Raw genomic sequence first — 13,295 nt, forward strand, 5'->3', positions numbered from 1 at the left:
TTCTACGGCCGCGACACGTTCGCGTGGCGTCGCGCCTCCTCGCGCGAGTGGTACTTCGGGACGTATCCGGAGACCCCGCTCTCGTCGACGACGAACACGAAATCGAGCCACGGCAGGTCGTGGAGCGGGCTATCCGACGACGCCGCGACTCGGTCGGTTCCGAGCGTCAGCGAGTCGCCGGACGCTCGAACCGTGGTCTCGTAGCGCGCCAGTTCGTCCATCCACGGGGCCGAGACACGGTAGGTACCCAGTTTCGAACCGTCGGCCGCGTCGATTTCGACGGTCCGGTCGAACACCGGTTCGCCGTCCTTCTGAACCGTCACGTCTACCGAGAACGGTCTTTCGACGCGGTTGCCCACGTCCACCACGTTGAGACGGAACCGTTCTCTGTCGGTCAAGTCTTCGACGTCCGTCGAACACCCCGCGAACGGGACGAGCGCGCACCCGCGAGGAGTTTGCGCGCGAGATGGGCGTCACAGCGGGATACGTTCGACCGGGACGCAATAAGTCGTTCGTCTGAAACGAATCCGGATATTCATTGCCTCCGCCGTCGTGACGGCAGTCGGGAATGGGGAACCGACTGCTCGCGGGGCTTCTCGTCCTCGCACTGGTGAGCGCGGGGTCCGTCGGCGGAGTGACGAGTCCGGGAGTACAGCACGCGCAACCGAGCGACGCGACCGGCGGAGCGAGCGCGGAAGCGAGCGTCGCATCGCAGGCACCGGCGAGCGACGTGTCGGCGTCTTCCGGTGCGGTCCGTACGGACGCGGCGGCAGACCGGCGGCAAGCGACCTGTAACTACCGGCAGTTGTACGACAGGGTGTCGAACGGAACCGTCGCCATCAACGCCTCGAACGAGACGGGCGTCCTCGGCGGCGGGTCGGGATGGGTCTACCGAATCGAGGACTCGACGGCGTACGTCGTCACGAACTGGCACGTCGCGTTCAACGCGACCGAGTACGACGTGCAGTTCGCCGGCGGTCGGTGGCGCGAGGCCGAACTCGTCGGGGCGGACTTAGCGACCGACCTCGCGGTGCTCAGAGTCGAGAACGCGCCCGAATCGGCCACCGCGCTCGAACTCGCGCGACAACCGGCCGAGCGCGGGCAACCCGTCGCGGTGTTCGGGAACCCGCTCGGTCTCGAAGAGTCGATAAGTACCGGCGTCGTCAGCGGCACCGAGCGGGCCGTCACGGTCCAGTACCCGCACAACCTCACCAGCGTCATCCCGAACACGATACAGATAGACGCCGCCGTGAATCCGGGGAACAGCGGCGGACCGCTGGTCAACTGCGAGGGGCGGGTCGTCGGCGTGAACTACGCCGGTGCGGGTCCCCTCGACGCGGGCATCAACTTCGCCATCGACGCCACGGTCGTCCGCGAGGTCGTTCCGGCGCTCGTCGAGAACGGGACCTACCGACACTCGTTCCTCGGGATTCGACCCGTGACCGTCGGGCCGACGTTGGCCGAGGTGAACAACCTCAGCGTCGTTCGGGGCGTCATGGTGGCCGACGTCGTGCTGGGCAGTCCGGCCGCCGAGGAGTTGCAACCGGCACCGGCCATCGACAAGCGGACCGGTCTGCCGTACGACGGCGACGTCATCCTCGCGGCCGACGGGCAGGCCATCGAGGACAAGGAGGACCTGCTGACGTTCCTGCTGCTCGAAACGCGACCGGGCGAGACGGTGAACCTGACAGTGCTCCGGGACGGCGTGAATCGGACGGTTCAGGTGACGCTCGGCGAGCGGCCGTCGATTCCGGCGCAACCGCGGACGACCACGCCGGGCACGACCGCGACTACGACGGAGACGACTACGACCACCGAGACCACGACTGAAACGCCTACGACGGAGACGACCGTCGTCCAACCCGCGTCGGCGGCGGACGCCGCGCGGACGAACGCCACGAGACAGGGGACCACCGAGTGAGAACCGAGACCGCCGACGGACTCAGAAGTCCAGCACGTCTTCGCCGCGTTCGAGTTTCTCGTCGGCGGTTAGCCCCTCAGTGTCGAACGACCCCTGCGAGACCCACCCGTCGAGTTCGTAGAGCAGGACGTGGGCGGTCCCGCTCGTCTCGATAACCCACGCATTGACCATGTTTCGCCGCGGGCCGTTTCCGGTCCGCAGGGTCTCGACCCAATCGACCGCGTCGCTGTCGCCGAGTTCCTCGACTTCGGACCGCTTCATCGAACGGTCGGGAAGCGACTCCAAGACGGCAGGTTCGGACATGGCCGTCGATTGACGCGGCGGCCCAAAAAGGTCCGCCATTCCGAACAGTTCCGAGCGGAGTCGAGACTGAAGGGAGTCGTTCAGAGCGTCTCGGCGATTCGCTCGCCCGTTTCGAGACCGCTGCGGAGCGCGGCGTGAACTCGGCCCTCGCCGACCACCCAGTCGCCCGCGAAGAAGAGGTCGGCCTCGGCCCCGCGGTCGAGGACTGCGCGGTCGGCCCCCGAGTCCGGGAGCGCGTCGCGCCACCGCACCACGTCGGCCCAGTCGAACTGGTAGCGGTCGGGGTCGTCCAGCAGTTCGGCGACCCGGTCGGCGGCCGCCATCGCGATTTCGTCGTCAGCGTCGTCGTAGCGGTTCCGCGACCACTCGGGGGAGGGCTGGACGATTAGCAGGCTCTCGCCTCCGGGGACGTGGCCGGGCTTGCACTCCTCGCGGGAAACCCAGCCGAGTTCGTGGTCCTTGTCGGCGTTCACGAGAGCGTAGTAGGGTAGGTCAGCGCGGGAGGGGTAGTGGAGCGCGACCGAGAGCAGGGTCCGGTAGGGAACGTTGGCCGCGGTCTCCACGAGGTCCCCGCACAGCGACTCGTCCCAGTCGGCCCGGTCGAGCAGGTAGGCGGTCGTCGGCGCGGGCGGGGTCAGGACGAGCGCGTCCGCCGCGAGTTCGTCGCCGGCGTCGGTCTCGACGTGCCACCGGTCGCCGGTAGCCGCGCTCTCACGCGTGAGCGTCCTGACCTCGGTCCCGGTTCTGACAGTCGCTCCGCCGGCCCCGCGGAGTCGGTCGCCCAGCGTCGCCAGTCCCTCGCGGTAGGTCCACTTCGGGGCGTCGTCGCCTCGGCCCTCGGATACCTCTCCGTCGGCGTCGAAGGTCCAGACCGGTCCCTCGGTTTCGACGAGTCCGTCGGCGAGTTCCTCGGTGAGGAGTCGAGAGACGCGCTCGTCGTCGTCCTTGCAGTAGTTCGCCCCCACGTCGTAGACGCAGTCGTCGCGGCGGCGGGTCGCCGCCCGGCCGCCGACCGACTCGCGGCGCTCGAAGACGGTGACCTCGGCGTCGGTCTCGCGGAGCGCGTAGGCGACCCCGAGTCCGGCCGCGCCCGCGCCCACGACGGCGATTCGGGTCATGGTGAAGTCGTCGGAGTCCGGCGGGAAAAGGGTGTCTGCCTCGAGTCGGCGGTGTGTCCGGATAGCGACTCAGTCCAGCAGTCCCTCCTCGTCGAACACCTCTCGGAGTCGCTCCATCGTGGAGACCGTCACGTCGCAGGAGGGCCGAACCGCGGGCTTGGGCGAGAAGCCGACCGCGAGACCCGCCACCTCCAGCATCGGGAGGTCGTTCGCGCCGTCGCCGACCGCGACGGTGTCGCGGATGTCGATTTCGCGCTCGCCGGCGAGGCGTTCGAGCGCGTCGTCCTTCGTCCCCTCGATGAGCGGGCCTTCCACCTCGCCGGTGAGTTCGCCGTCCGCGACCGGCAGACGGTTGGCGACGATGGTATCGACCGAGACGCCCTCGCGCTCCAGCGCGACTTCGACGCCGCGCTCGAACCCGCCGGTCAGGATGGCGGTGGTCACGCCCGCCTCGTTCAGTTCGCGGATGACCGTGCCGGCGTCGGGGCGGAGGTACACCTCCTCGAAAGCGTCCTCGGCGTCGGCCTCCGGGAGACCCTCCAGCAGGGCGGCCCGGTCGCGCAGGCTCTCGGCGTAGCTGATTTCGTCGTTCATCGCTCGCTCGGTGATGTCGGCCATCTCGTCGGCCACACCCTTCTGCTCGCCGAGCAGGACCGTCATCTCCGAGTCCGACAGCGTCCCGTCGAAGTCGAACGCGACCAGTGACATGGCCGGGGGTTCGTCTGCCGGGGGCTTGAAACGACCGGAAGGCGCAGGTAGCGCGAGACGGACGACGACGGGCGAACAGCACGGGAAGAAGGACGACGGGCGAAGGGTGAGCCTTTAACCGCCGCTCCGCCTATCGACGCCCATGACGCACTTCCCCGAGTTCGAGGTCGTCCCCGCCGTCGATATGCAGGACGGCGAGGTCGTCCAGTTGGTGCAGGGCGAGCGCGGCACCGAGAAGAGCTACGGCGACCCCGTCGAGGCGGCCCGGCGGTGGGTCGAGCAGGGCGCGGAGACGCTCCACCTCGTGGACCTCGACGGCGCGTTCGAGGGCGAGCGAGCGAACGCCGCGGCGGTCGAGGCGGTCCTCGACGCGGTGGACGAGGACATTGACGTGCAGTTGGGCGGCGGGATTCGGACCGTGGCGGACGCGACCGACCTGCTCGAACGCGGGGTGGACCGCGTGATTCTGGGCACGGCGGCGGTCGAGAACCCCGAGATAGTCGAGGAGATTTCCGCGGAGTATCCGGGGTCGGTGACGGTCAGCCTCGACGCGAAGGACGGCGAAGTCGTCGTCTCGGGGTGGACCGAGGGGACGGGTCTCGACCCCGCAGAGGCCGCGGCGCGCTACGAGGAACTGGGCGCGGGAGCGATTCTGTTCACCGACGTGGACGTGGAAGGACAGCTCGCGGGCGTCCAGACCGACCGCGTGCGCGAGGTGGTCGAAGCGGTCGAGATTCCGGTCGTGGCGTCGGGCGGCGTCGCCACGCTCTCGGACGTGCGGGCGCTCCGCGACGCGGGGGCCGCGGCGGTCGTCGTCGGGACCGCGCTTTACGAGGGCGAGTTCACGCTCGAAGAGGCCAACTCGGCTTAGCGCGACCGGGCAGTCGCCGCGGTCGTACCGCGCTCTCTGGTCCGGCGCGCTCGCGGTTTCGCCAGCAGGTAGGCGCTGGCGAGGAGCAGCGGAACGCCCACGACCGCGCCGTCGCCGAGCGACAGCAGACTCCCGTGGAACAGGGCGAGCAACATCAGTACGTCGATTTTTCGCATTGGTTACGGACGACTCTACCGTGAGCAAACACAAATAACTTTGTCAGACGTTCGTCATCTCCGGCGCGCCCGAAGGTAACGACCTTGTGCGTGGGGGCTAACTGTCGAGTATGAGCGACCGAACCGCCGCGGTGACCCGCGAGACCGCCGAGACGGACATCGAGGTGACCCTCGACGTGGACGGCGACGGCGACGCCACGGTCGAGACGGGCGTCGGCTTCTTCGACCACATGCTCGAAAGCTTCGCCAAGCACGGCCTGTTCGACCTGACGGTGCGCTGCGACGGCGACCTCGAAATCGACGACCACCACACCGTCGAGGACGTTGCCATCACGCTCGGCGACGCCCTCGAAGAGGCGCTGGGCGACAAGCGCGGTATCGTGCGATTCGCCGACCGGAAGGTCCCGCTGGACGAGGCCGTCGCGGGCGTCGTCGTGGACGTGAGCGGGCGACCCCTCTTCGAGTTCGACGGCGAGTTCTCGCAGGCCAGCGTCGGGGACATGACCAGCCACATGGCGAAGCACTTCGCGCGTTCGCTGGCCACGAACGCCGGACTGACGCTCCACGTCGAGGTCTCGGGCGAGAACGCCCACCACGAAATCGAAGCGATGTTCAAGTCGCTGGCGCGGGCGCTGGACGACGCGACGCGAATCGACGATAGGCGGAGTGACGTGGCGAGTACGAAGGGGAAGTTGTAGCGCGCTATCGAATTTTCGGACCGGCGCGCGCTGCGCGACCCTCGTGTCGCGCCAATTCCGTGCGAGGGATGAGGACCGCAGGTCGGAGCGGAGCGAAGACCGAGGACCGCAATCGGTTGGGGAGGGTGTGGCCCGCTGTGGCGGTGCAGTCGCGGTATAATAGGCTCAAGCCTGTCGCTAGTTCGCTCAGCCCACGGTACCTTTACCCGATTCGGACAAATCCTGCATTCTCGACGGGACACGTTGCGAGAGACAACGACTAAGCACCCTGCCATCCCATTATCTGCCAACAGATGTTCGACGAGATTATGCAGAAGTTCGAGGGGAGTCCCTCCCAGCAAGCCGTGATACGACTCCTCCTCGAACGCGGGTTCTCGGTCAACGACGAGGGCCGGGTCGTCTCCGGGTCCATCGAGATTCCGAACACCCAGATAGCCCGCGAAATCGACGTGGACCGCCGGGTCGTGGACTCGACCACCGACGCCATCCTCGCCGACGAGGAGTTGCGCCGCATCTTCCAGAACATCTCCTCGATTCCGAGTCTGATGGACCTCGCGCCCGTCCTCGACCTGAACGTCCTGACCGTCAACGTGAACGACGCCGACCAACCCGGCATCGTGGCGACGGTCACGACCATGCTGGCCGAGAACGACATCTCGATTCGCCAAACCGTCAGCGAGGACCCGGAGTTCACCGACGAACCCCGCCTCTACCTCGTCACCGACGACGACGTTCCCGGCGACGTGCTGAACGAGTTGAAGAACCTCGAGTTCGTGCGCAAAATCGAGTTGAAGTAAGGGGTCGGTTTCGGGGGCAGTTGCGAATCGCCGGGGAATCGTCTCGTACTGGCGAAGTGGAGGAAGCCGAACCGAGAAGCTAGCCATTGCCGACACCGAGGAGTTACCGCGACCGCACGGCGCCGCACCGCGGCAGCCTCACGCCTCCCCAGCCTCCTCGCTCACTTCGTTCGCTCGTCCCTCGCACAGCGTTGGCGGACCACGAGGGTCCGCCGGAAGACAACCCGCGTCTTCCGAGCAATCGCGCCACGGCGCGATGACGCCAGTACGCGCCGGAGATGGCTGTGTCAGTAAGTGTTTCGAGAGGTCAGTGTCTCACCCAGCGCGCCCAACTATTTCCGTTTCCGACCCCACACCACTCCTATGACCTTCGGTTCGACGCGACGACAGTTCCTCGCGTTCGCGGCCGCGAGCGCGACGGCGGGACTCGCCGGTTGCTCGCAGTTGGCCGACGGACCGGCGGAGAGCGAGCAGACGACGACCGATTCGGGCGCGACCGGAACCACGACAGCAGTCGAGTCGCTTCCCGATTCAGTCGGTCTCGAAACGCTGGCGTCCGGGTTCGGGGTACCCCTCGACGTGGCGTTCGCGCCCGACGCCGACCGGCGGTACGTCGCCGACCAGCAGGGTCTCGTCCACGTCCACGAGTCGGGCGGCCTGCGCGACCACCCGTTCCTCGACCTGCGCGAGACGGTCGTGTCCGGGGGCGAGACCGGTCTGCTGGGTATCGCTCTCCACCCTGAGTTCGCCGAGAATCGCCGGATGTTCGTGCGCTACAGCGCGCCGCCGCGCTCGGGCACGCCAGACGACTACGACCACACGTTCGTCCTCTCGGAGTTCGAGGCGACCGACGACGGGACGCGAGCCGAGCCGGACTCCGAGCGGACGCTTCTGGAGATTCCCGAACCGCAGGGCAACCACAACGCCGGGTCCGTCCTCTTCGGGCCGGACGGCTACCTCTACGTCGGCGTGGGCGACGGCGGGTCCGCCGGCGACCGAGGCGAGGGACACGTCGAGGACTGGTACGACGCCGTCCCCGGCGGTAACGGGCAGGACGTGACCCGGAACCTGCTCGGGAGCGTCCTGCGACTCGACGTGGACAGCGAGGCGTCGGGGAACCGAAGTTACGCCATCCCCGACGACAACCCCTTCGCGGACGGCGGCGAGAGACTCCCCGAACACTACGCGTGGGGGTTCCGGAACCCGTGGCGGATGGCGTTCGACCGCGGGCGGTTGCTCGTCGCGGACGTGGGGCAGAGCGGGTACGAGGAGGTGAGTCTGGTCGAGAAGGGCGGTAACTACGGCTGGAACGTCAAAGAGGGCACCCACTGCTACTCGGCGGACGACTGTCCGGACAGCACGCCAGACGATGTGCGCGGCGGCGAACCTCTTGTAGACCCCGTCATCGAGTATCCGCACTCGGGCGACGGCGTCAGTGGCGTCTCGGTCATCGGCGGCCACGTCTACCGCGGGGCGGCGCTCCCGGACCTGACCGGCGCGTACGTCTTCGCCGACCTGTCGGCCGAGGGGCGGTTGTTCGTCGCGATTCCCTCCGACGACGGTCTCTGGCCGACACGCGTCCTGCCGGTGGCCGGGGACGACGCCCAGAAGGTCGGTCGCGTCTACTCGTTCGGCCGCGGCCCCGACGGCGAACTCTACGTCCTCGGCGGCGGGAGCGACGCCGACGGACTCCACCGGGTCGTCCCCGCCGAGTGACGGTCGCGCCGACCCGGCGATTCACTCAGTCTGTTCTGAGTACTCGGCCCACCGCCGCACGCTCGGCCCGCTACCCGGAGGTCGGCCCGCGCTCCTTTACCGCTCGACTGACAACAGTAGCCCATGGCGATTCTCCCGGAGGACCGAGAGCGCCTCGCGTGGTGGGTGTTCACCGCCGCGATGCTCGGACTCCTCGCGTTCGTCCTCTGGTCGTTCGTCGGGACGGTCGTGTTCGGCGTCTTCCTCTACTACGGGATGCGACCGCTCGACAGGCGGTTGCGCCGCCGACTCTCCTCGGACACCGCCGCCGACCTGACCATGGTTCTGGTGACGGTGCCCGTGGTACTGCTGGTCGGCTACACCGCCGTGGTCGGGATACAGGAGTTGAGTCAACTGACCGGGAGCGACCCCTCGTCGTTCGCGCGGTTCGTCCCGTGGTCGCCCCAGAATCCGACGGCGTTGGTCGAGGACCTCCAGAAAGTCCTCGGTCCCGAACCCGCCCGGACGAACAGTCAGGAGTTGCTCTCGGCGGTCGTGTCGGGCCTCTCGACGGCGGCGACCGCACTGGCGCACTTCTTCCTGTCGCTGCTGCTGGCGTTCGTCCTCCTGCGCGAGGACGGCCGACTCGCGGCGTGGTACCGCGACCAGTTCGGGTCCGAGGGGTCGGCGGCCTACACCTACGCGCTGGCGGTGGACCGGGACCTCCACTCGGTCTACGTCGGCAACGTCCTGACCGTCTTCGCGGTCACGGTGCTGGGTCTCGTGGTCTACAACGGCCTGAACCTCGTCGCGCCGCCGGACCTCGCGGTCCCGGCCCCGGCGCTGGTCGCGCTGTTGACCGGGTTGGCGACGCTGGTTCCGCTCGTCGTGGGCAAGATAGTCTACGTCCCGGTCGGCCTCCTGCTGACGTATCAGGCGACGAGGGGACCGGGGTCGGGGGCGCTCTGGTTCCCGATGCTGTTCTTCGCGGTCTGCTTTCTCGTCCTCGACCTGCTCCCGGTGGCGATACTCCGACCGATAATCGCGGGCCGGAACGTCCACGGCGGACTCATGGTGTTCGCCTACATCGGCGGCACCATGCTGTTCGGCTGGTACGGACTGTTCCTCGGCCCGCTGTTGGTCGTCCTCGGCGTCCAACTCGCGCGAATCGTGGTGCCCGAACTGATTCACGGCGACCCGGTCACCCGGGAGGTCGAGGCGGCCGAGTCGCTCGGGACGACGCCCGAGAACGCCGCGTCCGACGACGTGACGACCGACGGAGGCAAGTCGGACGAGACCGAAGCCGACGGCGAGACGAATGGGTGAAGACACCTTCCGGACGGTCGCTGGCCGGGGCCGAGCGACGTTCGAGATTCGCGGGTCGGAGTTTATCGGTCACGCCGCGCCCGCCGCGGACCGCGAGGCGGCCGAGGCGTTCATCGCCGAGATTCGCGAGCGGTACGACGACGCGACCCACAACGTCCCGGCCTACCGGGTACGCGAGTCGAGCGACGACGGCGCTCGCGGGTCCGGCGGCGGACTGCTCCGGGAGTACGGCGACGACGACGGCGAACCCTCCGGGTCGGCGGGCAAGCCCGCGCTCAACGTCCTCCAGCAGGAGGGCGTGGAGAACGTCGTCGCGGTCGTGACCCGGTACTACGGCGGGACGAACCTCGGCGTCGGCGGGTTGGCGCGCTCGTACTCCCGCGGCGTCAAGGACGCCATCGAGGACGCCGAAATCGTCGAGGAGCGCCCCCGCGAGCGGTTCTCGGTCGCGGTCGAGTACGACGACTCGGGGACCGTGCGCGGGATTCTGGAGAGCGCGGAGACCGAGTTCGACGCCGACTACGAGGAGCGCGTCGCCTTCGAAGTCCGGGTGCCGGTCGAGGAGGCCGAACCGCTCCGGGACCGTATCCGGAGCGCGACGAGCGGTCGGGCCGACATCGACGGCGACGAGTGAACGAGACGTCGGTTCACCCGCCCAGCGGAACCCCGCCGAACACGGTGAGCGCAATCGCCCAGTAGGCGACGTAGCACCCGCCGAGCAGGAGCCCGTGCCACCGCTTCATTCGGCCCCCGCGGAGGAAGTAGGCCGCGAGCGCGGTGACGACGACGACCGCGGGGAGGTGGAACGTCAGCACCGACCGCGAGATAGTGAGGTCGCTCACCAGCATGATGACCCCGACGTTGCCGGTCAGCGAGAAGAGGACGCTCCCGAGGACGTTGCCGACGCCGATTTCCGGGACGCCGCGCCGGACCGGTTCCAGCGTGAGCATCACGTCCTCGAAGGTCAGGATGGCGGTCAGGACGGTCGCGCCGAAGACGGTGCCCGCGATGCCAGTTTCATCCACGACGACGCCCGACCCCGTCTCCAACAGCATCGAGGCCAAGACGATTCCCCCGAGCGCGACGAGCGCCAGCGTCACCCAGAGCCACCCGGCCCCGGTGCGACCCGCGACCACCCGGTCCTCCGGAATCTCCGCCACCGAGGAGGGCACTGAGACCCCGCCGTCGGTCCGCTCCGCTTTTCGACGAGAATCGCGCTCGCTTCGCTCGCGCTCACCCCCGTCGGAGCGTATCGACGCGCCGAGGTCGGTGGTCCGGAAGACGGGCGTGTCGCGCCGGTACTCTCGGACGAGGATGTAGCCGAACGCCAGAGCGAACGCGCCGACGAGCAGGAGTCCGTGGACGAACGTCAGCGTGCCAGCGAAGACGAACGGCACGACGAACACCGGCGCGAGCGCGAACAGCACGAGGTAGTCGGTCGGCAGGTCGACGGAGAACGGTCGCACGACGGCGGCGACGGCGAGCGTGACGCCGACGATGGCGAGCGCCGTCCCGAGCGCGGTTCCGAGCGCAGCGCCTTCGAGGTTCCCGCCCGAGAGGACGAGCGCCAGCACCGTGTCGTCGAGTTCGACCCCGGTGAACAGGATGGCGAGACCGAACAGCGACACCCGCAGGCCGAACGCCGCGCGAGTCAGGTAGCTGATGAGTCGGTTGACGCTAGCGGTCAGCAGGAGACCGCCTGCAGCGAGCACGAGTACCGCGCCGACCAGTCCGTGTCCCGCGACGACGCTCTCGACGAGACCCTCGATACCGCCCTCGTCCTCGTCGCCCTCCGCGGCGTCGCTCGCCTGTCCGTCCTGCGCCAACGCGGGCGCGACCGGACCCGCGACGACCGCGACGAGCAACGCGACTACGGCCACCCCGACGCCGACCCCCCAGCGTGACATGCGCCTTCCTACCACGCGGAGCCACATGTAGCTTCGAGTCCGCGTAGACGAGTCCGTTGAAAAGTTCTACACGCGTCCGGCGAACGCGCCGGGGTCGTCCGCCTCCGACCCGCCGACCGACACACAAAACATATCGCCGGGAAAGCCGAACTACTTCGTCATGACCGACGCCCACAGCGCCGAGGCGGACGCGAGCGCCGAGGCGGAACCCGGCGACGACTCCGAAGCCGAGGCGAGCGCCGTCGAACTCGATTTCGGGGAGACGGGTCGCATCCCCACGATTGCACAGGACGCCGACACCGGCGAGGTGTTGATGCTCGCGTACGTCACCCCAGAGGCCGTCGAGCAGACCCGCGAGACGGGACTGGCTCACTACTACTCGCGCAGTCGCGAGGAGTTGTGGCAGAAGGGCGCGACCAGCGGGCACGTCCAGCACGTCCGGGAAGTCCGGGCCGACTGCGACGGCGACGCGCTGCTCTACCTCGTCGAACAGGAGGGCGGCGCGTGCCACACCGGCCACGAATCGTGTTTCCACCGGACGCTCGACGGTGAGGTCGTCGGCGAGAAAGTCTTCGACCCGGACGACGTGTACGAATGACGGACACACGAGCGCACCACCGACAACGATGAGCGAATCACAGACCGCGACGACAGCGACCGACCTGCCCGCCAAGTTCGCCGACGCCGACGCCGCCTACCGCGACGTGGACGCCGAAATCGCCGACTACGGCGAGGAGACCGTCGAAGCGGTGGCCGACGCCTACGACCGGGCGACCGACCTCCTCGACCGCTACGAGGGGCAGGCGACCGGCACGGGTAAGGAGAACTTCAGGAACTTCATCAAGTTTCAGGAGAAGTTCGCGTCGCTGGTCGAGGGCCTGCCCGACGACCTCCCCGAGCGCGACGCCTTCGAGGCCGCCAACGACCGATTCGACAAGCGCCGACTCAGCGACGAGGACTTCGAGCGCGCCCGCGACGACCTCAAACCCGCGGGCGAGGTCGCCGGACTCCTCGCCGAGCGGGCGGCGGCGCTCGAACGCTACCACGAGGTGCGACGCGACGTGGGCCACGCCATCGCGGACCTCCGCGACGAAATCGCCGAGCGCGAGCGACTGGTGGAACTCGGCGACGCCGACCTCGACGCGCCGGTCGAGGAGATTCGAGACCCCATCGAGCGCTACGACGAGTCCGTGAGCGAGGCGTTCGAGGCGTTCAAGTCGGAGGCCAGCGCCCGCGAGGTGCTGGAGTTCGTGGCTACGACAGACGACTACCCGCTGGTCGAGTTCGACGACCCGCCCGAGACGCTCCGAGAGTACGTCCGGAACAACGAGACCGGGACCGAACCCATCTCGGAGTTACTGAAGTACGCCCGGTACTCCAACTCGAAACTCGACCACTACGTCGAGAGTCCCGCCGCGCTGAAGCGCGCGGTGGCGACTAACGAGACGTATCTCGAACGACTCGACGCCGAACCGCTGCAACTCGAATGGCCGCCCCGGCCCGCCGCGGAACTGCGCTGGCGCGTCGAGGAACTGGTGTCGGTCGTCTCGCGGTTCGCGCCCGACGAGGTAGTCGCGGACCTGCGCGAGGTCCTGTCGGTGGTCCACGACGCCGAGCGGTTCGAGCGCCTGCGGACCGCCGCGGAGGCGAAGACCGAACTCTCCGACGCGGAGCGCGAGAAGGTGGCGAGCGGTGCGGTCGAGGACGAACTGGCCGACCTGCGCGAGCAGAAAGAACTGTTAGAAGAGGCGCTGGCGGAGTATCCCGAGCGATAG

At 68.3% G+C, this 13,295-nt stretch carries 15 protein-coding genes; 9 read left to right on the forward strand and 6 right to left on the reverse strand.

Features of this window, described 5'->3' with window-relative positions:
• Nucleotides 1–2: 2 nt before the first annotated feature.
• Nucleotides 3–398: a hypothetical protein gene (locus FXF75_RS17060; protein ID WP_163523055.1), complete on the reverse strand. Its 396-nt coding sequence runs from the start codon at nt 396–398 to the stop codon at nt 3–5.
• Between the two features lie 170 nt (nt 399–568).
• Here FXF75_RS17060 and FXF75_RS17065 point away from each other — a divergent pair, with 170 nt between their 5' ends.
• Nucleotides 569–1,921, forward strand: a complete 1,353-nt coding sequence (locus FXF75_RS17065) for a S1C family serine protease (RefSeq protein ID WP_163523056.1) — start codon at nt 569–571, stop codon at nt 1,919–1,921.
• Nucleotides 1,922–1,942: 21 nt separating this feature from the next.
• On the opposite strand, the gene FXF75_RS17070 is transcribed toward FXF75_RS17065, so the two are convergent.
• From FXF75_RS17070 to serB, 3 genes are all read right to left on the reverse strand, one after another.
• On the reverse strand, nt 1,943–2,224 hold the full coding sequence (locus FXF75_RS17070) for a hypothetical protein (protein ID WP_163523057.1): 282 nt from the start codon (nt 2,222–2,224) through the stop codon (nt 1,943–1,945).
• 80 nt (nt 2,225–2,304) lie between these two features.
• Nucleotides 2,305–3,342 carry an NAD(P)/FAD-dependent oxidoreductase gene (locus FXF75_RS17075; RefSeq protein WP_163523058.1) on the reverse strand — a complete coding sequence of 346 codons (1,038 nt, stop codon included), beginning with the start codon at nt 3,340–3,342 and terminating at the stop codon, nt 2,305–2,307.
• A 69-nt stretch (nt 3,343–3,411) separates the two neighbouring features.
• On the reverse strand, nt 3,412–4,050 hold the full coding sequence (serB, locus tag FXF75_RS17080) for a phosphoserine phosphatase SerB (RefSeq protein WP_163523059.1): 639 nt from the start codon (nt 4,048–4,050) through the stop codon (nt 3,412–3,414).
• A 142-nt stretch (nt 4,051–4,192) separates the two neighbouring features.
• On the opposite strand from serB, the gene hisA reads away from it, so the two are divergent.
• A complete protein-coding gene (hisA, locus tag FXF75_RS17085) occupies nt 4,193–4,921 on the forward strand; it encodes a 1-(5-phosphoribosyl)-5-[(5-phosphoribosylamino)methylideneamino]imidazole-4-carboxamide isomerase (RefSeq protein WP_163523060.1) in 729 nt (242 codons plus the stop codon).
• On the opposite strand, the gene FXF75_RS17090 is transcribed toward hisA, so the two are convergent.
• Complete coding sequence (locus FXF75_RS17090) at nt 4,918–5,097, reverse strand: hypothetical protein (RefSeq protein WP_163523061.1); 180 nt, start codon at nt 5,095–5,097, stop codon at nt 4,918–4,920. The two genes, hisA and FXF75_RS17090, sit on opposite strands and share 4 nt — an antisense overlap.
• A 110-nt stretch (nt 5,098–5,207) precedes the next feature.
• Between FXF75_RS17090 and hisB the strand changes: the two genes are divergently transcribed.
• The 5 genes from hisB to FXF75_RS17115 all read left to right on the forward strand — a co-directional run bounded on the left by hisB (nt 5,208) and on the right by FXF75_RS17115 (nt 10,247).
• Nucleotides 5,208–5,795 (forward strand): imidazoleglycerol-phosphate dehydratase HisB, encoded by a 588-nt coding sequence (hisB, locus tag FXF75_RS17095; RefSeq protein ID WP_163523062.1) that lies wholly within the window; start codon nt 5,208–5,210, stop codon nt 5,793–5,795.
• Between the two features lie 293 nt (nt 5,796–6,088).
• Entirely contained in the window at nt 6,089–6,592 is a 504-nt protein-coding gene (locus FXF75_RS17100) for an ACT domain-containing protein (RefSeq protein ID WP_163523063.1), read from the forward strand.
• A gap of 363 nt (nt 6,593–6,955) precedes the next feature.
• Entirely contained in the window at nt 6,956–8,308 is a 1,353-nt protein-coding gene (locus tag FXF75_RS17105) for a sorbosone dehydrogenase family protein (RefSeq protein ID WP_163523064.1), read from the forward strand.
• 123 nt (nt 8,309–8,431) lie between these two features.
• Nucleotides 8,432–9,613: an AI-2E family transporter gene (locus FXF75_RS17110; protein WP_163523065.1), complete on the forward strand. Its 1,182-nt coding sequence runs from the start codon at nt 8,432–8,434 to the stop codon at nt 9,611–9,613.
• On the forward strand, nt 9,606–10,247 hold the full coding sequence (locus tag FXF75_RS17115; protein WP_163523066.1) for a YigZ family protein: 642 nt from the start codon (nt 9,606–9,608) through the stop codon (nt 10,245–10,247). The genes FXF75_RS17110 and FXF75_RS17115 overlap by 8 nt, the downstream gene beginning before the upstream one ends.
• A 13-nt stretch (nt 10,248–10,260) precedes the next feature.
• On the opposite strand, the gene FXF75_RS17120 is transcribed toward FXF75_RS17115, so the two are convergent.
• Nucleotides 10,261–11,520, reverse strand: a complete 1,260-nt coding sequence (locus FXF75_RS17120) for a sodium:calcium antiporter (RefSeq protein WP_163523067.1) — start codon at nt 11,518–11,520, stop codon at nt 10,261–10,263.
• A 160-nt stretch (nt 11,521–11,680) separates the two neighbouring features.
• On the opposite strand from FXF75_RS17120, the gene hisI reads away from it, so the two are divergent.
• Nucleotides 11,681–12,118 carry a phosphoribosyl-AMP cyclohydrolase gene (hisI, locus tag FXF75_RS17125; RefSeq protein ID WP_163523068.1) on the forward strand — a complete coding sequence of 146 codons (438 nt, stop codon included), beginning with the start codon at nt 11,681–11,683 and terminating at the stop codon, nt 12,116–12,118.
• 28 nt (nt 12,119–12,146) lie between these two features.
• Nucleotides 12,147–13,295, forward strand: coding sequence for a hypothetical protein (locus FXF75_RS17130; RefSeq protein ID WP_163523069.1), 1,149 nt, complete (start codon nt 12,147–12,149; stop codon nt 13,293–13,295).

The sequence above is a fragment of the Halorussus sp. MSC15.2 genome (assembly GCF_010747475.1).
In the GTDB taxonomy this organism is placed as follows: domain Archaea; phylum Halobacteriota; class Halobacteria; order Halobacteriales; family Haladaptataceae; genus Halorussus.